General features: G+C 42.5%; 18 protein-coding genes and 1 tRNA gene. 5 read left to right on the forward strand and 14 right to left on the reverse strand.

Annotated features, from left to right (window positions below):
• Positions 1–43: 43 nt before the first annotated feature.
• The 3 genes from AC3WJC_RS10240 to AC3WJC_RS10250 all read right to left on the reverse strand — a co-directional run bounded on the left by AC3WJC_RS10240 (position 44) and on the right by AC3WJC_RS10250 (position 2,160).
• The gene (locus tag AC3WJC_RS10240; RefSeq protein ID WP_492399006.1) at positions 44–496 is read right to left on the reverse strand and encodes a cold-shock protein; all 453 of its coding nucleotides are present in this window, start codon (positions 494–496) and stop codon (positions 44–46) included.
• A gap of 125 nt (positions 497–621) precedes the next feature.
• On the reverse strand, positions 622–813 hold the full coding sequence (locus AC3WJC_RS10245) for a cold-shock protein (RefSeq protein WP_228954508.1): 192 nt from the start codon (positions 811–813) through the stop codon (positions 622–624).
• A gap of 114 nt (positions 814–927) precedes the next feature.
• Entirely contained in the window at positions 928–2,160 is a 1,233-nt protein-coding gene (locus AC3WJC_RS10250) for a BamA/TamA family outer membrane protein (protein WP_492399007.1), read from the reverse strand.
• A 283-nt stretch (positions 2,161–2,443) separates the two neighbouring features.
• On the opposite strand from AC3WJC_RS10250, the gene AC3WJC_RS10255 reads away from it, so the two are divergent.
• Positions 2,444–4,705 (forward strand): GH92 family glycosyl hydrolase, encoded by a 2,262-nt coding sequence (locus AC3WJC_RS10255; RefSeq protein ID WP_492399008.1) that lies wholly within the window; start codon positions 2,444–2,446, stop codon positions 4,703–4,705.
• A gap of 368 nt (positions 4,706–5,073) precedes the next feature.
• Here AC3WJC_RS10255 and AC3WJC_RS10260 read toward each other — a convergent pair.
• The 6 genes from AC3WJC_RS10260 to AC3WJC_RS10285 form a co-directional block, all read right to left on the reverse strand.
• Positions 5,074–5,158 (reverse strand) — tRNA-Ser (locus AC3WJC_RS10260).
• Between the two features lie 100 nt (positions 5,159–5,258).
• A complete protein-coding gene (locus AC3WJC_RS10265) occupies positions 5,259–6,260 on the reverse strand; it encodes a YihY/virulence factor BrkB family protein (RefSeq protein ID WP_492399009.1) in 1,002 nt (333 codons plus the stop codon).
• 10 nt (positions 6,261–6,270) lie between these two features.
• Positions 6,271–6,678, reverse strand: a complete 408-nt coding sequence (locus AC3WJC_RS10270) for an acyl-CoA thioesterase (RefSeq protein ID WP_492399010.1) — start codon at positions 6,676–6,678, stop codon at positions 6,271–6,273.
• Complete coding sequence (gene mltG, locus AC3WJC_RS10275; protein ID WP_492399011.1) at positions 6,678–7,733, reverse strand: endolytic transglycosylase MltG; 1,056 nt, start codon at positions 7,731–7,733, stop codon at positions 6,678–6,680. Before mltG ends, AC3WJC_RS10270 begins: the two co-directional genes overlap by 1 nt.
• Before the next feature lie 5 nt (positions 7,734–7,738).
• Positions 7,739–8,053, reverse strand: coding sequence for a rhodanese-like domain-containing protein (locus AC3WJC_RS10280; protein WP_492399012.1), 315 nt, complete (start codon positions 8,051–8,053; stop codon positions 7,739–7,741).
• Positions 8,034–8,837 carry a PASTA domain-containing protein gene (locus AC3WJC_RS10285; protein ID WP_492399013.1) on the reverse strand — a complete coding sequence of 268 codons (804 nt, stop codon included), beginning with the start codon at positions 8,835–8,837 and terminating at the stop codon, positions 8,034–8,036. The genes AC3WJC_RS10280 and AC3WJC_RS10285 overlap by 20 nt, the downstream gene beginning before the upstream one ends.
• A gap of 184 nt (positions 8,838–9,021) precedes the next feature.
• Here AC3WJC_RS10285 and AC3WJC_RS10290 point away from each other — a divergent pair, with 184 nt between their 5' ends.
• Positions 9,022–10,005, forward strand: coding sequence for a D-alanine--D-alanine ligase (locus AC3WJC_RS10290; RefSeq protein WP_492399014.1), 984 nt, complete (start codon positions 9,022–9,024; stop codon positions 10,003–10,005).
• A gap of 100 nt (positions 10,006–10,105) precedes the next feature.
• Here AC3WJC_RS10290 and AC3WJC_RS10295 read toward each other — a convergent pair whose 3' ends face one another.
• On the reverse strand, positions 10,106–10,777 hold the full coding sequence (locus tag AC3WJC_RS10295) for a basic secretory protein-like protein (protein ID WP_492399015.1): 672 nt from the start codon (positions 10,775–10,777) through the stop codon (positions 10,106–10,108).
• A gap of 128 nt (positions 10,778–10,905) precedes the next feature.
• Here AC3WJC_RS10295 and AC3WJC_RS10300 point away from each other — a divergent pair, with 128 nt between their 5' ends.
• Positions 10,906–11,319 carry an acyl-CoA thioesterase gene (locus tag AC3WJC_RS10300; RefSeq protein ID WP_492399016.1) on the forward strand — a complete coding sequence of 138 codons (414 nt, stop codon included), beginning with the start codon at positions 10,906–10,908 and terminating at the stop codon, positions 11,317–11,319.
• Positions 11,320–11,369: 50 nt separating this feature from the next.
• Here AC3WJC_RS10300 and recQ read toward each other — a convergent pair whose 3' ends face one another.
• Positions 11,370–13,562, reverse strand: a complete 2,193-nt coding sequence (gene recQ / locus AC3WJC_RS10305; RefSeq protein WP_492399911.1) for a DNA helicase RecQ — start codon at positions 13,560–13,562, stop codon at positions 11,370–11,372.
• Between the two features lie 230 nt (positions 13,563–13,792).
• On the opposite strand from recQ, the gene AC3WJC_RS10310 reads away from it, so the two are divergent.
• Positions 13,793–14,878, forward strand: a complete 1,086-nt coding sequence (locus AC3WJC_RS10310) for a mannose-1-phosphate guanylyltransferase (protein ID WP_492399017.1) — start codon at positions 13,793–13,795, stop codon at positions 14,876–14,878.
• Positions 14,879–14,940: 62 nt separating this feature from the next.
• Here AC3WJC_RS10310 and AC3WJC_RS10315 read toward each other — a convergent pair whose 3' ends face one another.
• Both AC3WJC_RS10315 and rlmB read right to left on the reverse strand, forming a co-directional pair.
• Positions 14,941–15,522 (reverse strand): hypothetical protein, encoded by a 582-nt coding sequence (locus tag AC3WJC_RS10315; protein WP_492399018.1) that lies wholly within the window; start codon positions 15,520–15,522, stop codon positions 14,941–14,943.
• A gap of 2 nt (positions 15,523–15,524) precedes the next feature.
• Positions 15,525–16,289 (reverse strand): 23S rRNA (guanosine(2251)-2'-O)-methyltransferase RlmB, encoded by a 765-nt coding sequence (rlmB, locus tag AC3WJC_RS10320; protein WP_492399019.1) that lies wholly within the window; start codon positions 16,287–16,289, stop codon positions 15,525–15,527.
• Between the two features lie 272 nt (positions 16,290–16,561).
• On the opposite strand from rlmB, the gene dnaB reads away from it, so the two are divergent.
• Entirely contained in the window at positions 16,562–18,124 is a 1,563-nt protein-coding gene (dnaB, locus tag AC3WJC_RS10325) for a replicative DNA helicase (protein ID WP_492399020.1), read from the forward strand.
• A gap of 66 nt (positions 18,125–18,190) precedes the next feature.
• Here the strand turns inward: dnaB and AC3WJC_RS10330 are convergent, their stop codons facing one another.
• Entirely contained in the window at positions 18,191–19,105 is a 915-nt protein-coding gene (locus AC3WJC_RS10330; protein ID WP_492399021.1) for a FimB/Mfa2 family fimbrial subunit, read from the reverse strand.

Below are 19,105 nucleotides of genomic sequence, written 5' to 3' on the forward strand. Positions count from 1 at the left end.
CAGTGGTGTTTTTAACAGTGCTCGCCTTTTTTTGAATGGCTAATTAAACCGCCTTTTTAACTTTGATGGCGTTCAGGCCTTTTTGCCCTTGTTCAACCTCAAAGGTAACTTTGTCGTTCTCTTTAACTTGCTCAAGGATGCCGTTAATGTGCACAAAAATGCTCTCCTGAGTTTGCAAATCCTTTATAAAGCCATAACCTTTTGAGTCGTTAAAGAAAGTTATCTTTCCTGTTCTAACAACTTCAACAGGTATGTCCTCTTGTCTTGCTATACCTATCTGTATATTTTCAGCCAATACAGCTTTGCGTTTACCCGGTATTTGTGGTGTAGATGTTAAATTACCATTCTCATCTACATAAGCCATCATATCATCCAGGTCCTGGCCTTTAACAGCATTAGCTTTACGCTCTTCAGATTTTTCTCTCTTATCCTGCTGCTTTCTAAGCTTTTTCTTTTCTCGTTCTTTTTTGTTGAATGTTTCGGTGGATCTACCCATATTTAAATTTATGTGTTACTTTAAAACTTTTACCTTTAAAAGCTTCGTTAATTAACTCGTACTTATTATAACAAAAAAAGCATTCTCCCTAATCAGGAGAATGCCATACAATAATTTATAGTGTGTTAAGCTACTTTTACATTAATTGCATTAGGTCCTTTACGACCTTCTTCAACCTCGTAATTAACTACATCGTTCTCACGGATGTTGTCAATAAGGCCTGTAGTATGAACAAAGATCTCGCTACCACCGTTGCTTGGAGTGATGAATCCGAAACCTTTAGTTTCATTAAAAAATTTTACTGTTCCTTGTTGCATTATATTATATTTTAATTAAGTCCACAAGGTAAGTATAATAATCGGAATAATTTTCTTTTGGGTAAAATAATTAAAAAATACGGCAACCTTATACCTTGTTATGACTTTAAGATGCTAAAACGCTTCGCCAACGTTAAGCAGTATGGCACTATACCCTTTACTGAAGCCATAATCAATACCAATGTTTGTGCCCGTGGCCTTATTAAATTTAACCCTAAGCCCGGTACCTGCCGCCGGATGCCATGATGTAAACATGGTACCTGACCCGCTAACCGTATTAACATTAGCAAAAAGCACAAAGCCAAGCAAACCGTTATTGGTAATGTCCCGGCGGTATTCGCTTTCAAAGTATAGCAGACTTTTACCCCTATAGCGGTTTTGGTCAATACCCCTTGCCGAACGGTTATTCGGGTCCCAGCCGGTGCTCGGCAGATCAAGGTATGGCGTGCCTTTACTCAGGGTTGTCCAAAAGTACGACCAGAATGCCAGCGTATTTTGCTGATTAGGCTTCTCCTTATTAAGTGACAAATATTTCCTTACATCAAAATATAACGATTGCCAACTGTTATTGCTCCCTAAAAATGTAGGGTTAACACGGTAGATGATATTAGCGTACGAGCCCGGCAACGGGTTTATTGAATTGTTGCGGGTATCATACAGTAAATTTAAACTCAAGCCCGATGAAAACGAATTACGGTCAGTACCATAAGCATAGCCCGTAAAATCTTTAAGGCTGACATTTGGGTTATCACTTTTAACATTGATACGGTAATCAAGATTATAACCTACCCCGGCAAAAAGGTAAGGCTTAATGCGTTTTAACGCACTTTGGTAAAAGCGTATGTATTTATAATCAACCAGGGTTTTATTATCCTCGCCGTTTCTGCTGCCTAAGCCCCAGGTGTATTGCGGGTAAACTAAAAAGCGTGTATCTCCCTGTATGGTCCAGGTGTTGCCCGGCAGCCATATACTGGTACGCAACGGCAAACCAAAGCGGCTCTTTAAATTCCAGTAAGGTGCAAATACGGCAGTAGATATATTGGTGTTTGAACGTGGCCCTAAATACATTCCTGCGGTAGTACTGGTGATCAGCGCGCGGCCGCTACCACCCGGAACGGTTGTACCAAACGGTAAGAAAGAGAAAAACACTTTCTTTTCCCGTGGCGTATCTACCCTGCCCTCTTTCTTTTTTTCAATACTGAATAAGCTTTTGGCTATGTCGATCAAATCGGTTTGCCGGGCAGTATCTTTTAAAGGTTTGGTTTGCGGAATTATAGTGGGTGCGTTTTGAGCCGCTACACCAAGGGGCAACAGGCAGCAAAACAGGATAAAATATTTGATTGACATGGAATAGTATTAATTAACTGAATAAATAATACATACAATAGCACATATAGTTTCATCTAACCCCTAAACCTTACATTGAGATGTATTGTACCGATGCTACCCTGATTCAGGGCTGTATTACTTTCCATTGGCAAGACAGTGCAGGATGGTGCTGATTTACATAATTTATACATTTGGTAAAATAGAAGGCATTGGCCTGATATTGTTGGCATTGATTGTTATTAATGAGTTTCCATTATAACAGTCGGCATCAATATTCCTTAGCAAAACCAATTAATTAAATATGAAAAATCTTATTTGTACGGCTGCAATGCTGGCAATTTTAACATCCAACTTGTTTAGTCAAACTAATAAGCGGGCCGATGCGAATTTCACTAAGTATGTCGATCCGTATATTGGTTCCGGCTCACACGGGCACGTATTTGTGGGTGCCAGTGTACCGTTTGGCGCGGTTCAATTAGGGCCAACCAACATGTCTGAAGGCTGGGACTGGTCTTCCGGCTATAACTTTTCCGATTCCACCATTATCGGTTTTCAGCATACCCATCTTAGCGGTACGGGTATCGGAGATCTTGGTGACCTATCATTTATGCCAACAACCGGCGACATTAAAGTAACCAAGGGCACAATGGAAAACCTTCAAAGCGGTTACACTTCTACGTTTAGCCATAATGATGAGGTGGTTAAGCCCGGTTATTATAAAGTTAAGTTAAAACGATACAACATCGGTGTCGAGCTTACGTCAACTACACGCGTAGGCATGCATAAATACACCTTTCCTGCTTCAAAGAGCGCGCACATTGTTATTGACCTCAAAGAGGGAATTGGATGGGACGAATCGGCAGATACTTATATTAAACAGGTTGATAAGAACACGATCGAGGGCTATCGCTTTTCAAATGGCTGGGCTGAAGCGCAACGTATATATTTTACTGCAGTCTTTTCGAAACCCATAAAACACTTTGCTGTATATGACGATGCCGAAAACAAGCAAAATACAGAACTCAGGGGTAAAAAAGTTAAAGGAGTGCTAACCTTTGAAACAGCAAACAACGAGATAGTTTATGTTAAAGTTGGTATTTCGCCGGTAAGTTCAGCCAATGCTATGCTGAATATTAAAGCCGAAATTCCGGGATGGGACTTTAACAAGGTAATTAAAAATGCTGATAAAGCCTGGAATGTGCAATTAGCCAAGATCAATATCAAAACTGATTCGTTAGCCCAATTAAAAAAATTCTATACCGCCCTGTATCATACCATGATCGCGCCATCCATTTTTAATGATGTAAACGGCGACTATTGGGGCACAGACAAAAAGGTTTATAAAAATGCAGGTTTTAACAACGTAACCACCTTTTCTTTATGGGATACCTATAGGGCAAATAACCCACTCTTCACCATTATTCAGCCCGGGCATGTGAATAATATGATCAATTCCATGTTAGCCATTTATCAACAACAAGGTACATTGCCAGTTTGGCACCTCATGGCCAACGAAACCAATACCATGCCGGGAAACAGCGCGCTTCCGGTTGTTGCCGATGCCGTGTTAAAAGGTTACAAAGGTTTTGATACCAACCTGGCATACGAAGCCCTGAAAGCTACCGCCATGGATGATGCCAGGGGCCTTAAATTTGTAAAAAGTATCGGCTATATTCCTGCCGACAGCGTAGCGGAGTCTGTTTCAAAAGGGCTGGAATACGCTATTGATGATTGGTGTGTAGCACAGGTAGCCAAAAAAATGGGCAAACAAGATGATTACGCTTATTTTAGCAAGCGTGCCGGATATTATAAAAATTATTACGATTCAAGAGCCGGATTTATGCGCGGCCGGCTGTCCGAAAACCAGTGGCGTACCCCTTATAGTCCCTTTATATCCATACATGAGCATGGTGATTTTAGCGAGGGCAATGGTTGGGAATATACTTTTATGATACCGCATGATGTGGAGGGCATGATTAACTTATTAGGCGGTGAAACCAAGTTCAACAAAAAGCTCGATTCATTATTCACTGCCGAAGGTGACATGGGTGAATCAAAATCGCCGGACGTATCCGGATTAATAGGCCAGTATGCACATGGTAACGAGCCGGGGCATTCCATGGCTTATTTGTATGACTACTCCGGCCAACCATGGAAAACCGCTGAGAGGGTCAGGTTCATCTTAAACAACTTTTACACCGACAAAGTTGACGGCATTATTGGCAATGAGGATGTTGGCGAGATGTCAGCATGGTACGTTTTATCAGCCTTAGGCTTTTTTCCCGTTAATCCGGCAAATGGGTATTATGTGTTTGGCAGCCCGACTGTTAATGAGGCTACAATAATGTTAGGCAAAAACAAAACATTCAGCGTTAAAGTAAAAAACAATAACCCCGAGAATAAGTACATCAATGCCATGAAACTTAATGGCGTTAACTATACAAAAACCTACTTTAAACATACTGATATTATGAACGGTGGTGTATTGGAAATTACGATGGGACCTAAACCCGGAACCAATTGGGGAGTGGGCGATGCGAATAAAGCGATTTCTACCTTGTAGTTTGTACCCTCACCTGATAACCAATGCTAACGTTAAATAGGCTGATACTTCAGAGAGAACGAAAAGGTTTTTGAAGATGTAAGCTGATCTAAGGCAACGCTAATTGCAATAATAATTTTAGTAACCACTTATTTAATTCGATTAAATAAGTGGTTTTTTTATGAGGAAATTCCTGAAATTATCTTAACCGCTTATGTTATCCTGCTAATTTTATTACAACGGAGCAATCGTAAGCATCCATACGTTTAATTCCGTGCGTCAGATGAGTATCTGTATCCGCATGTACAGTCCCTACCGGTATTGCCAGTAAACAGAAACGCCTCAGGTTAATAACCCGAGGCGTTTTAAATTTTGATATACTTTGTCTGCGGAGAGCTAGGGATTCGAACCCCAGGACCTGTTACAGTCAACAGTTTTCAAGACTGCCGCAATCGACCACTCTGCCAGCTCTCCGGGGGCAAAAGTACAAAACCGGCTTGAATTGCCAAATTTCAATGTTAAATTTTCCTTAAAAAATCAGCATTTTGATTAAACACTTTGATAACCAAGCAGATTAATTTTCATTTGGCTTGTTAACCGCGTCTCTAAATGTGTTATAAAGGGGCTTTACGATCTTAATATTACGTTTAGAGAGGTCGACACTGGCATTTAATTCAAAGCCGATAAGCACAACAAGTGAATTAAGGTACATCCAGATCATGATAACGATCAAAGTGCCGATAGATCCGTACACCTTGTTGTAGGCCGAAAAGTTATTGATGTAGTAAGCGAAGCCTATGGATATAAGCAGCCCTAAAAATGTTGCCAGTACCGAGCCGGGGTTAATAAATTTCCAGCGTTGTTTATGTGCCGGCCCATAGCGGTACAGCACGCCAAGGGTTACAAAAAAGATGACCACGATGATGATCCATCTTGAAAAGGCTATGATGTATGACCAAAAATTGCTTGTGCTGTAAATATGCTCCTGTAAAAAGCTGATTACCGATTGCCCCGCTATCATCAATATGATCGCGAAAAACATCGCGAAGCTTAAAACAAGCGTTAGCAAAAGGGCTGTCCAGCGGCGCTTTAACCAGGTGCGGGTTTCTAACTGTAAGGATGATTTATTAAACGCCCGCATCAGGTTGTTAATGCCGTTTGTGGCGAAATACAGTGCCGAAAAGAAACCGAAGGAAAGCAACCCACCGTTACGGTTCTTCACTAGGTCAACCAGTGTGAGTTTAAAGGCCTGATAGGCATCGTCAGGCAGTATAAGTTTAAATATGGATAACAACTCCCGCTGGAACTTATATTCGGGGATATAAGGGATAATAACGGGTATGAACGGGATCATTGATACGAGAAAGATCAGTGCCGGAAAAATAGCCAGCATAAAGCTGTAAGCTAATGATGATGCACGGTTGCCTAACGACCCCTGCTTGATCTCCAATATAAAAAAAACGACTACGGTATATAACGGCAGCGGACGAAAACCGGGTAGAATGAGTGTTTTTGTCCAATCAATAAACCTGCGGTAAAATGCAAAGCGGAATAAAAAGTTGTGCAGCCACTCCATTTACTCAAAGCTACTCAAAATACGGCCTGGTCTTTTCAATTAATTCGGCAGGTGCCATACAAGGCCTGCCGGTTTTCATGTTAACAAACACAAGCAATGTTTCGCCAACATTAATCAATTCCTGTTTCTCATTAAACAACTCGTACCTAAAATGCATTTTTACAGCAGGCAGCTTGTCCATAATAACGCGTATGGTCAGTTCCTCATCATACAATGCCGGTTTTAAGTACTTGCATTTCATCTCGAGCACGGGCATCATTATACCGGTTTCTTCCATATTACGGTACGTCATGCCCAGCGAGCGCAGCATATCTACCCTGCCAACCTCATAAAACCCGGCATAGTTGCCATAGTAAACGTAACCCATCTGGTCTGTTTCACCATAGCGTACACGTATTTTGGTGGAGTGCTCAAACATTATTTCTTGATGTTTCTTTCGTTAAGCGCCTGCTGAAACCTGCGCGCGTTCTTTAAGTGCTCTGCCTCGGTAACCGCGAAGTTATGATAGCCGGAAAAATCTTCTTTGGCGCACATGTAAATATAATCGCTCTTCAACGGATCAAGCACCGCCTTAATCGCGTTTACAGACGGCATCATAACCGGGCCCGGAGGCAATCCCTCGTGCAGGTAAGTGTTATATGCCGAATTGGTAACCAAATGGCGGTTAAGCACACGCTTGATGGTAAAATCGCCCGTAGCGAAGATCACTGTCGGGTCGGCCTGTAATTTTTTGCCCATACGTAACCTGTTAAGGTATAAACCGGCAATAGCAGGCATCTCATCATCATACATAGCTTCCCAATCAACAATTGAGGCTAATATGGATACCTGTGCCGGTGTAAGGTTCAGCGCCTGCGCTTTGGCTTTGCGTTCGGGTGTCCAAAATTCGTTGTAGTAGCCATACATCTTATCCAAAAATTTATCGGCAGATATATTCCAGTAAAACTCGTAGGTATTGGGCAAAAACATTACGTAAACATTGTCCGTGTTCAGGCCGAATTTTTCAACATATTTAGCTGAATCCAACAGGCTGATGATCGTTGTAGAGTCAGGCTCCAACTGTTTGGATACAAATGCCGCGAACTGATTTTTGAGCCTGATATTACGTATGGTTAGTTTTACGGCTTCCTGGTTGCCGGCCTTTAACATATTGATGAAGGCACGGTTACCCATTCCCCCTTTTAAGCGGTATTTGCCAGGCTTTACCTTGGCCGGGTAATCCATACTTTGGGCTGTTGAAGCAAACGCGAAGGTATCCTTAACAATATGCTGCTCTTTAATGGTATTGTAAACATCATTAAAGTTTGAGCCGGTTTTTATGTACAGGTACTCCTGCTCATCAGTTACGTTGGGGCCAAAAAAGCGCAGGTAATAAAAAACACCTGTTACGCTGAGGCCGATAACGACGATGACTATAAAAGCGATAATGAATTTTTTAAACTTGCCCGATGCAGGTTTTTGCTGCTGATCCATTTTATTTATAACGAATTATTTATTTTTTGAATGGCGATCAATCCGCCGGTTAAGTTCAATACGTTTGTGTAGCCTTGCTGCTGTAATAACACCTGCGCGGTGCGGCTTCTTAGCCCGGCTTTGCACACAACAACAATCTCGTCGGTTTTGTTGTGTTCGGCTTCTTCCAAATACGCCGGCAGTTGCGCCAGGGGCACATTAATACCGCCAATGTTATGGGTATGATATTCCATCCTCTCCCGCACATCAATTATAGTGGGTTGCGGGCCGTTGTTAATCAGTTCCAGCAACTCGGCAGCACTAATTTTGGTTTTGCTCATCAGGTGGCAGTGGTGTTGCTGTACCTTGCGATACCGTTACATTAATACGCGTACCTATACTTGTTTTCGAGGCCGAATCAGTAGGCATAGGTGATTGCGACACAATAATAACGTTTGATGAATCGGTTATAGTACCCTCATAAGTAACCGTACCCAATGAAAGCCCCGCGCCTTTAATGGCGAAACGTGCGGCATCCAGATCCTGGTTAAGCAGATCGGGAATATCAACCTCGCTCGCGCCCTGGCCATCGCCCAGCACCAGGTCAACCGATGAGCCTTTTGGTAACTTTGTACCCGGCGTTATTACCTTGCCGCCAAAACGTATCTCCAGCACACGGTCGCGGGCAATGTCTGAGCGGTAACTGGTATCGCCCAGTTTCAAGCCGTAATTCGCCAGTGTAGCTAAAGCCTCCCGGTAGTTGTTCTGCTCCATGTCCGGCAGTGATACCATCGGGGCTTGCGTAGTAACTATGGTGAGGTAGATCACCCTACCCTCTTTAACATTGGTTTCCGGGTCAGGGTCCTGCTCAATTACAGTACCCGGAGGCTGATCACCTATGTAGGCCGAATCAATTTTATACTCAAAACCCTGCTCTTCAAGCAGGCTGATGGCACGGTCGATATTCATACCTTTCAGCTTAGGCACCGGTATGCCCGAACCATGGCGGGTATAATAACTCAAACTAAAAAAGGCTATCAGCACAACGGCCAGAATGGCGGCCGCCGCGAATAATATTGTTTTACCGAAAGAGGCAGATTTTATGTATGCACCAAATTTACTCATGTTGTAAGCAGGGGTAGCTATTAGCTATCAAACATAGGTGAAATATTTTAATTAAGGAAGCACAAGCACGAATCGCCGCCCAAGTGGCTGATAATCCGAGCTTACAAAACAGCCTTGCCTAACCCTGCATTTTTGTATTTTTAATGCACCTGCAGGTATCAGCTAAAAACTTATATTTGACCCTATGTCAGCAAAAAACATCGCCCTTTTAGCCGGCGGATATACCGGCGAATATGAAGTTTCTATCAACAGCGCTAAAAACATAGCGGCTAATCTCGACCCGGAAAAGTATAAAGTTTATACCATTTTGGTTGATAAAAACCGTTGGCTGCATGAAACCCATAACGGCAATGTGGATGTTGACAAGAACGACTTTAGTATTACCTTAAACGGCGATAAAATTAAGTTTGATTTCGCTTTCATCACCATACACGGTACGCCCGGCGAGGATGGCAAGATGCAGGGCTACCTGGATATGATCGGCGTGCCATACAACACCTGCGATGCCACCACATCAGCCATATCCATGAACAAGGCTTACACCAAAACCTTGGTTCAGGGCATACATGACTTGCATACCGCCCGTTCTATCAAATTATTAAAAAACGACGCGCATGATGTGGCTACCATTGCAGCTACCTTAAAGTTTCCGCTGTTTATCAAGCCAAATAATGGCGGCAGCAGTGTGGGCATGAGCAAAGTGTATAACGCCGCCGCGTTACCGGCCGCGTTAGAAAAAGCTTTTCATGAGGATGACCAGATCCTGATCGAGGAATTTATACAGGGCCGTGAATTTAGCATTGGTATTGCACGCTTGAATGGCAAAGTAACCGTGCTGCCTGCTACGGAGATCATCAGCTCAAAGGACTTTTTTGATTACGAAGCCAAATATACGCCCGGCGTTACCAACGAGGTTACCCCTGCCGACCTGACCAGCGAACAAAATGAATTGGTAGCAAGCATTGTAAAAGATGTTTATAGCCGCCTTAACTGCCGCGGCATGGTGCGTATTGATTTTATTATACAGGAGGGCACCGGCGATTTTTATTTCATTGAAGTAAACACCACACCCGGCCAAAGCGCCAACAGCCTGATACCGCAACAGGTGCGTTCCATGGGCATGCAGGTAGGCGATTTTTATGGTATGCTGATTGAAGGCGCGTTATAAGTCAACCTGTTTGTCATTAAATCAAAACTATATCAGTATAAATGAAGAAGGAGCGATTAATATCGCTCCTTCTTCATTTATCAATTAATTCCGACGCTAATTAGATAGCGGGGTTCTCCGCGTATTTCTTCCACAGATCTTCTACAGTGTAACCTGTGATATCTTTCCAGGTATTATCAGTGTAGGCATGCCTGCGCATTACATCGTCCAGTTTTTTCACCGTACCTTTTTTTACCTTAGCTTCTATCCAGGCTAAAAAGCGTGCGGTAATGCGGTAGCTGTTATCAAAGTTTTGGGTTGCCTTGTAGTCCGGCAGTGTCCAGTTACCTGCCGCGTTGGCTACGCCAAATTTGTAGCGGGCATAATCGGCAATACCTTCTGTTACCCACCACGGGCCGTTGGTATCGCCATAACCTTGTACCACGTGCATTACCTCGTGGGTTACCACATCAATATCAGTTTTATGCCTGGTCATGTATTCCGCGCTGAACACTACCTTGCCATCGCCGGTTGCCGCAACGCCATGATAAGCGGTATCAATAAAAAAGGTGACCACCTTATCGGTGTTCTTGTTATACTCTTTAGCCAGTTTAGGGTAAACTATAAAAAAGGTATTAATCAGCTTTTGGGTAAGCTCCTTATCAAAATTTTCGTCGTTTCCTGAAACAATTAAGGTGTAACCGTTTTTCTTTAGTGTATCGATACCGCCCGAATAACTTTTTGCGGTGGATATTACTACAGCTAATAATGCCAGTAAAAATATTTTTTTCATGTTTAATTGGTAATGGTTAAAGTATTAATCCGCGATAAATATAATTAATCCTAAAACGTTTTATCAATATTTGATAAAATAGTTACGAGGCTCATTAATAGTGAGCTGCTATAACACATAATATAAGAATGTATAAAGTTTTTGAAACAGAATTAAGAGTTAGGCCCGATGATATTGATATGTACAAGCACGTACATAGCAAGTATTTTGATTACGTTTTAGCTGCCCGGTATGACCAGATGGATATTTATTACGGTATGAGCATGGAAATATTTATGGAGCGCGGCCTGGGCTGGCTGGTACAAACCGTGCACATGAACTATAAAAGGGCTCTTAAAATGGGCGATGCATTTTTGGTGCGTACGCATATTGAAAACGTATCGGCAAAAAACTGCCGTATTAAATTCACCATACTAAACAAAGCTAACGGCAAAGTAAGCTGCGATGGCTGGTTTGATTTTGTACTGATTGACCTGAATACCAACCGTGGCATACCCATACCTGCTGATGTAATTGAGCATTATACACAATTCAAGGCATAAAAAAAGCGGCGGTTAATTTACCGCCGCTGCTATATTGTATCGCTTAAAGCTTAGTTACCCAGTTCGGACATGAACTTGATGCGCATTAACTGTACCTCTTCGTAGGTATAATCATCCGCGCCTAAATCTGCCAGGGCATTGTCTATGGAGTCAACCTCAGCGGTTTTAAAGTAATCAAATACCTCGTCCTGCTTGTCCTCATCTATCACCTCATCAATATAATAATCAAGGTTTAGCTTGGTGCCCGAATTTACTATGGATTCCACCTCGCGTAATATTTCCTCATAAGTTAAGCCTTTTGAAGCGGCTATATCCTCCAGGTTAAGGTGCCTGTCAATATTTTGGATGATGTATACTTTTAACGCTGATTTATTGGCAGCACTTTTAATAACCATATCAACCGGGCGGTCAATATCGTTGTCATCTACATATTTTTTAATAAGTTCGATAACCGGCGCGCCAAACTTCATGGCCTTGCCCGCACCAACCCCTGATATTTGCTTCAACTCATCAATAGATACCGGGTAATGCGTACACATTTCCTCTAATGATGGATCCTGAAAGATAACAAACGGCGGCAGGTTTTTTTGCTTGGCTATCTTTTTACGCAGGTCTTTAAGCATCTGCAGCAGTTGCGTATCAAGCGCGCCGCCACCCTGTTTTGGCCCATCCTCGTTATCATCATCATCGGCAGACTCAATTATCCTGTTGATCAAAAACCTGATGCTGTACGGGTTATCAATAAAGTCTGCGCCCTTTTCAGTTACATGCAGCAAACCATACTGGTCAATATCCTTTGAAAGGAAATCATCAAGCAAAGCCTGCCTCAATACCGAGTTCCACAGGTTTTCGCCGTCCTCTTTACCCGAGTTAAAGTAAGGCAGTGCATCATGGCCGTAATTGCGTATCTGCGGGTTATCGGCACCTATGAGTATATCGATGATATAGCGGTCGTCAAATTTTTCACCCAGGTGTTTAATAAGACTTAAAGCCCTGTGCAGGTGGGTTTCGGCATCAAAATGTGTTTTTGGCGCACAGCAATTGTCGCACATCTTGCTGCAATTGCTTTCGTCAAAACTCTCACCAAAATAATGCAGTATCTGTTTACGGCGGCATACGGATGATTCGGCATAATCTATCACCTCTTTCAGTATCTGCGTACCTATTTCACGTTCAGATACCGGCTTATCCTTCATGAATTTCTGAAGCTTGTCAATATCCTTTTGCGAATAAAATGATACGCAAACGCCTTCGCCCCCATCACGTCCGGCACGGCCCGTTTCCTGGTAATAACCTTCCATGCTCTTAGGCACATCGTGGTGAATTACGTAACGAACATCGGGTTTATCTATCCCCATACCAAAGGCAATGGTAGCCACAATAACGTCAACATCCTCCATCAGGAATTTATCCTGCGTATCGGCACGCACTTTGGCATCAAGCCCGGCATGGTAAGGCAGGGCGCGTACGCCGTTAAGGCTTAACACCTCGGCCACTTCCTCTACCTTTTTACGGCTCAGGCAATATATAATGCCTGATTTGCCTGTATTTTGCTTTACAAACTTTACAATCTCCTTTATTACATTACGCTTGGCACGCACTTCGTAAAAAAGGTTGGTACGGTTAAATGATGATTTATAAACCGTTGCATTGTTCATCTGCAGGTTTTTCTGAATATCGTGCTGCACCTTTGGCGTAGCCGTAGCGGTAAGCGCTATAATGGGAATATTATCACCAATATTGCTGATCACCTGCCTGATCTTGCGGTATTCCGGGCGAAAATCATGCCCCCACTCTGATATACAATGCGCCTCGTCAACCGCTACAAATGATACATGGTTGAGGCGCAAAAAGTCGATATTTTCCTGTTTGGTTAATGATTCGGGGGCAACGTATAAAAGCTTGGTTTTGCCCGCCAGTACATCCTCTTTTACACGGGCTATATCAGCCTTAGTTAGGGATGAATTTAAAAAGTGCGCGATGCTGTCTGACCCGCCGAAAGCACGAAGCTGATCGACCTGGTTTTTCATTAACGCTATTAGTGGTGAAATTACGATGGCCGTACCATCGCTCATGAGTGCAGGCAACTGGTAACACATTGATTTACCGCCACCTGTAGGCATTATAACAAACGTATCCCTCCCGGCTAATATATTGGTAATAATTGCCTCCTGGTCGCCCTTAAAATTATCGAATCCAAAAAAGTTTTGAAGATTATCAAAAAGCGACTTCTTAGTCTCTATCATTATTTTGTTGAGTGCTTGAAAATAAAAGTTCAAAATAACAAATTATTTTGTAAAATCATTAGTTACAAACCAAAATATTATACAAAAATGATTTAATTATTGAAAACAAAATGGTTAATTACGGCCTTTTAAAACCTATGCCGTTATTTGAATATTTAACGCAGACTTTGCAAATAATTGTTCACTTTTACGCGGCATGTCACATTTAACATATTTCAACCTTTTCAATGAACAGTAATTATTACGCGATAATAATGGCAGGCGGCATCGGAAGCCGCTTTTGGCCGATAAGCAGAACAGCCCACCCTAAACAATTTATTGACATATTAGGCACCGGTAAAACACTCATACAAAATACTTACGACCGTTTTTTGAAGGTATGCCCTAAGGAGAACATTTACGTTGTTACCAATGAAAATTATGCCGAACTGGTAAAAGAGCAATTGCCGGATATGGGCGATAACCAGATACTTACCGAGCCTGTTATGCGCAACACCGCGCCTTGTGTGGCTTACGGCTGTTTCAAAATAGAATCGCTTAACCCGAATGCCTCCATTGTTGTTGCACCTTCAGACCATTTGATACTGGACGAAGCGGCATTTATCAGCGCTATTGAAAAATCGCTTGAAACCGCTGCGGCTCACCAGTGCCTGGTTACCCTCGGTATTAAACCATCAAGGCCTGATACCGGTTACGGCTATATCCAGTTTACTGATAACGTTATCGACAACGATTTTCATAAGGTTAAAACTTTTACCGAGAAGCCAAACCTGGAGCTTGCCCGTACCTTTTTGCAAAGCGGCGACTTTTTGTGGAATGCAGGTATTTTTGTATGGTCAGCCAAGGCTATTGTAAATGCTTTTGGCAAACACCTGCCCGATATGTTTGAAATATTTGCCGATGCGCGTTCGGTTTACAACACCGATGATGAACGCAAGCATGTAAGTACGGCTTATCAGCGCTGCACCAATATCTCTATTGATTACGGGATTATGGAGAAAGCTGAGAATGTATATGTGTTGCCATCGGAGTTCGGATGGTCTGACCTGGGTACCTGGGCCTCTATTTATGATCTGGCTGACAAAGATTACGTAGGCAATGCCGTTATTCCTGCTGAAAAAGTAATTATGTACGATTCATCAAACTGTATGGTTAACGTACCGGATGAAAAGCTGGTTATTTTACAAGGCCTGCATGATTACATTGTAGTAGAATCAAACAATACCCTGTTGATCTGCCCGCGCGACCAGGAGCAGAACGTAAAGCAGGTTGTTGCCGATGTAAAACAGAAATTTGGAGCAAAATACATTTAAATCCCTAGCCCTAAAGGGGAGCTTTAGTAAAAAGCAAAGGCCGGTTGAACATTCAACCGGCCTTATTTATTCAACGGTATGTAATTGATCTGAAAAACACCGAAAGCCATATCAACAAAATGCCATCTATGCTTTGTCCTAATAGCGATTAATGGAGAAACAATTTCTCCGTCTAATACTTGATTTGCCAGCGCAAATTTTTTGTAACGTGCAGTGTCTATCGTTTCGATTGACAATCTAAAGTCTTTCGCAAATGACTGTAAAATAGAAACCGCATCACCTGAAACAGCAACACGTTTTCCTTTCTTTTTACTATTAATATTTTCAATCAAAGAACCCACATAATAACATTTGTTAAAGCGGTTCCAAACTACAGTCGATTGCAGTCCGTTTTCGATCTGCCTAAAATTGATAATATAGATGGTATCACTTAAAAAAAATGATTTGCCGGAAGTTCGCTCAGCTTTTTTAATAAAAAATTTCAGCTCTTTAACATCTCTCTTTGCTGGCTTTGCTCCAAATATTTGATGATTATCCAAGTAAGCCTGATAATCATTATAAAAATCCTGAGCATTCAACCTTTCCGCGTATAAAAGAAAGATCGCAAATACAACTAATTTAAGCGTAAGCGGGCTGAATTTCATACTTACATATTGCTACGCTGCCTTACGGCCTCATATATAATGATGCCTGCGGATACACTTACGTTAAGCGACTCTATTTCGCCAAACATCGGTATTTTGGCAAGGTGGTCGGATATACGGATGATCTCGTTACGGATGCCGTCTTCTTCAGACCCCATGATGATAGCTGTTGGCGCGGTGTAATCGGGTTTGTATAAATAGTCGTTAGTTTTTTCGGTACAGCAAACCAGTTGCAGGCCCGACTCTTGTATAAATCTTACTGTTTGTAAAAGATTAGCATGGCGGCAAACCGGTATTTTGTACAGCGCGCCTGCCGAAGTTTTAATAGCATCCGGGTTAATTTGCGCCGAACCTTTTGCCGGCACTACAATAGCGTGCACACCGGCACATTCGGCCGTACGGGCAATAGCGCCCATATTGCGTACATCAGTAATACTGTCAAGCACCAGTATCAACGGTACTTCTCCCCTTTCAAATATCTCGGGAATAATGTCCTCTATTTTTTGATAAATTATCGGCGAAATAAAGGCTACCGCACCCTGGTGATTTTTGGGTGTAAGCCTGTTAAGTTTTTCAACCGGCACCTGTTGCGCGGTAAGCTGGTATTCGTTAAGCAGGCCTTTAAGCTCACTCATCAGTCCGCCGCTTATGCCGCGCTGTATATATATTGATTCTATCTCCTTGCCCGCACGTATCGCCTCAATTACGGCACGTATGCCAAACACCATCTGGTTGCTTTCTCGTACAGGTTTTGAATTAAATGCCATCGCAAAAATTTAAGGGTCAAAAGTAGCTATATTAATTTGATTATGCACTTATTGAACCGATGTGCGCTTTGGGTATAGCACCGGTATGTTAACAGCATTAAATAGTTATCAACACTATTGATACACAACAACATAAACCAGTAATCAACACGTTATTAACATAACGTGTTAATTATAACAACTTGCTAAACCATTTTTTTTCAACGTTAGGTGCTGCAATTTTCAGCATAATGTTAGCTAATGCGAGATTTATTTGTATATTTTTGTAGGCTATGATCCCTGATAACGATAACCAGTTTAATAAGCCGAACACTAACGAACGCCGGAGCCGGTTTACCGCCGGAAATACCTACACCGGTTTGGGTAAACTACCGCCGCAGGCTATTGACCTTGAGGAGGCCGTATTGGGTGCCCTGATGCTTGAAAAGGATGCCCTATCATCTGTAATTGACATACTTAAACCGGAGGTTTTTTATAAAGACAGCCACCAGAAAATATTCCAGGCTATACGTATCCTGTTTGAGAAAACATCTCCCGTTGATATCCTGACCGTTACCGCGCATTTACGTGCACAGGGCGAATTGGAAATGATAGGCGGCGCCTACTATATTACTGAGCTTACCAATCGTGTAGCATCGGCGGCCAATATTGAGTACCACGCACGTATCATTATCCAAAAATACATCCAGCGCGAGCTGATCCGTATTTCAACGGATGTAATCAACAGCGCGTATGAGGATACTACAGATGTACTGGATCTGTTGGATAAAGCGGAAAAAAACCTGTTTGATATAGCGCAGAACAACCTCCGCCGCGACTCGCGCAAAATGGACGACCTGATGCACGAGGCCCTGCGTGATATTGAAGCGTTAAAAGATAAAACCGATGGCCTTACCGGTGTAGCATCAGGCTTTACTGACCTTGACCGCATGACCTCGGGCTGGCAAAAATCTGACCTGGTGATTATAGCGGCCCGCCCCGCGATGGGTAAAACCGCCTTTGTATTAAGCTGCGCACGCAACGCCGCGGTTGATTTTGATAAACCTGTTGTTGTGTTCTCGCTTGAGATGTCATCCGTACAATTGGTTAATCGTTTAATATCCGGCGAGGCACAAATTGAGCAGGAAAAAATTCGTAAGGGCAACCTGGAGCCCTGGGAGTGGGAGCAGATACACAGCAAGGTACGTAAGCTGGAGCAGGCTACGCTGATTATTGATGATACACCCGCACTTAACATATTTGAATTTCGTGCCAAATGTCGCCGCTTAAAGGCCCAGCATGATATCCAACTGATAATTATTGATTACCTGCAGCTAATGCATGGCAAAAGCGATGGCAAAGGCGGCAACCGTGAGCAGGAGATCGGTAGCATATCACGCGCGCTAAAATCGGTAGCTAAAGAGCTGAATGTACCGGTAATTGCCTTATCGCAGTTGAGCCGTGCGGTTGAAAACCGGCCGGGTGGTTCAAAAAGGCCTATGCTTTCGGATTTACGTGAATCGGGGTCCATTGAGCAGGATGCGGATATGGTATTGTTTCTTTATCGCCCCGAGTATTATGGCCTGGATGTGGATGAGGATAATAACCCTACACAGGGCGTTGGTGAGGTTATCATTGCCAAGCACCGTAACGGCGAAACCGGCCGTGTACGCTTGAGATTTGTGGGTAAATATGTTAAGTTTGAAGATCTGGAACAAGGGAACGATTTTGGCATGCCTGCCAATAATGCCTTTGCCGGCCTAACGCCGTCGCCAGGTTTTGATAACCCTAACCCGAGCAACTTTATCATTCGCCCATCCCGTATGGATGATATGGACGATGAAGCACCATTTTAAGATAAAAACATCTATAAATAAGAAAAGCGATAGTTTCCTATCGCTTTTCTTATTTAGTAAAGATACTTAAAAAGTATAGGTATTTGTATTAGCATCCCAGTTAGCATTAACATCAACCCCGATGCCGGTATTGCCTGACGTATTACCAAACAAACTTCCGGAAACGGTGATATGTTTATTTACTTCGCTTTCTAATACAATTCGTTTCTCTGCATAATTTATGTGAGGTTCTGTTTCATCAAGCGCGTATCTATAGCAAGTTAACCTATGCATGGTGGGTTGCCCTACACCAAGCACAAATAATGATTTAGTAAGTACAGTATCGCCGGGCCTAACGTTGAAATCACCTCCACTATTCAAAGTTGTATTTAATGGTGCTTCATTAGCGATGGAGTAAGCCGCCTTATCTTCAAAATACCATGAAACTACCAGTGCCCCGGTCGGTACTGTTGCCTGAAGGTTAAGCGTTAACTTACCTACAATCCGTTTCAATTCTACCGATATATCTTGTTGTGTATTATTTGTTATCGTAAATGGTATTTTTTTAAAGAAAGTATCCTCAAACGGGCTTGCTTTACTGTTCTTGATGTATTGTAATACATCGGCATTAAGCGAGGTTGCTTTATAGGTTAACCCGCTTTGGCCACCCGCAAATACCGCTGTATAACTACCCGTGGCAAGTTCAGCCTCAAATTCACCAAATCCATTGTCGGTACTGTTTTGTTTTACTGTACGTACAGGGGTACCATTATTATTATATATTACAATATAAAGTAATTTTATATTATCGCCCAGGCTTTGTGATTTTAAGCCATTGGCTTTAGCACTGGTTTCAAAATCAGTTATCTGCTGGGTAAATGGTGTAACTTTAAATCTGACAACCGGTGTGCCTTTTGGATTATCCTGGGGCCGGCTATTATCTTTTTTGCACGACACAAGCGATAAAGCAACAAAACTGATAAGTAAAATTATATTTTTCAT

The sequence above is a fragment of the Mucilaginibacter sp. FW306-07-L genome (assembly GCF_058782065.1).

Excerpts from the sequence above, each read along its gene's own strand:
- mltG (WP_492399011.1), bottom strand. The coding sequence starts at position 7,733 with ATGGATCAGCAGCAAAAACCTGCATCGGGCAAGTTTAAAAAATTCATT.
- AC3WJC_RS10330 (WP_492399021.1), bottom strand. The coding sequence starts at position 19,105 with ATGAAAAATATAATTTTACTTATCAGTTTTGTTGCTTTATCGCTTGTG.
- AC3WJC_RS10240 (WP_492399006.1), bottom strand. The coding sequence starts at position 496 with ATGGGTAGATCCACCGAAACATTCAACAAAAAAGAACGAGAAAAGAAA.
- AC3WJC_RS10255 (WP_492399008.1), top strand. The coding sequence starts at position 2,444 with ATGAAAAATCTTATTTGTACGGCTGCAATGCTGGCAATTTTAACATCC.
- AC3WJC_RS10245 (WP_228954508.1), bottom strand. The coding sequence starts at position 813 with ATGCAACAAGGAACAGTAAAATTTTTTAATGAAACTAAAGGTTTCGGA.
- AC3WJC_RS10270 (WP_492399010.1), bottom strand. The coding sequence starts at position 6,678 with ATGTTTGAGCACTCCACCAAAATACGTGTACGCTATGGTGAAACAGAC.
- dnaB (WP_492399020.1), top strand. The coding sequence starts at position 16,562 with ATGATCCCTGATAACGATAACCAGTTTAATAAGCCGAACACTAACGAA.
- rlmB (WP_492399019.1), bottom strand. The coding sequence starts at position 16,289 with ATGGCATTTAATTCAAAACCTGTACGAGAAAGCAACCAGATGGTGTTT.
- AC3WJC_RS10265 (WP_492399009.1), bottom strand. The coding sequence starts at position 6,260 with ATGGAGTGGCTGCACAACTTTTTATTCCGCTTTGCATTTTACCGCAGG.
- AC3WJC_RS10300 (WP_492399016.1), top strand. The coding sequence starts at position 10,906 with ATGTATAAAGTTTTTGAAACAGAATTAAGAGTTAGGCCCGATGATATT.
- AC3WJC_RS10310 (WP_492399017.1), top strand. The coding sequence starts at position 13,793 with ATGAACAGTAATTATTACGCGATAATAATGGCAGGCGGCATCGGAAGC.
- AC3WJC_RS10280 (WP_492399012.1), bottom strand. The coding sequence starts at position 8,053 with ATGAGCAAAACCAAAATTAGTGCTGCCGAGTTGCTGGAACTGATTAAC.
- AC3WJC_RS10250 (WP_492399007.1), bottom strand. The coding sequence starts at position 2,160 with ATGTCAATCAAATATTTTATCCTGTTTTGCTGCCTGTTGCCCCTTGGT.
- AC3WJC_RS10290 (WP_492399014.1), top strand. The coding sequence starts at position 9,022 with ATGTCAGCAAAAAACATCGCCCTTTTAGCCGGCGGATATACCGGCGAA.
- AC3WJC_RS10295 (WP_492399015.1), bottom strand. The coding sequence starts at position 10,777 with ATGAAAAAAATATTTTTACTGGCATTATTAGCTGTAGTAATATCCACC.
- AC3WJC_RS10315 (WP_492399018.1), bottom strand. The coding sequence starts at position 15,522 with ATGAAATTCAGCCCGCTTACGCTTAAATTAGTTGTATTTGCGATCTTT.
- AC3WJC_RS10285 (WP_492399013.1), bottom strand. The coding sequence starts at position 8,837 with ATGAGTAAATTTGGTGCATACATAAAATCTGCCTCTTTCGGTAAAACA.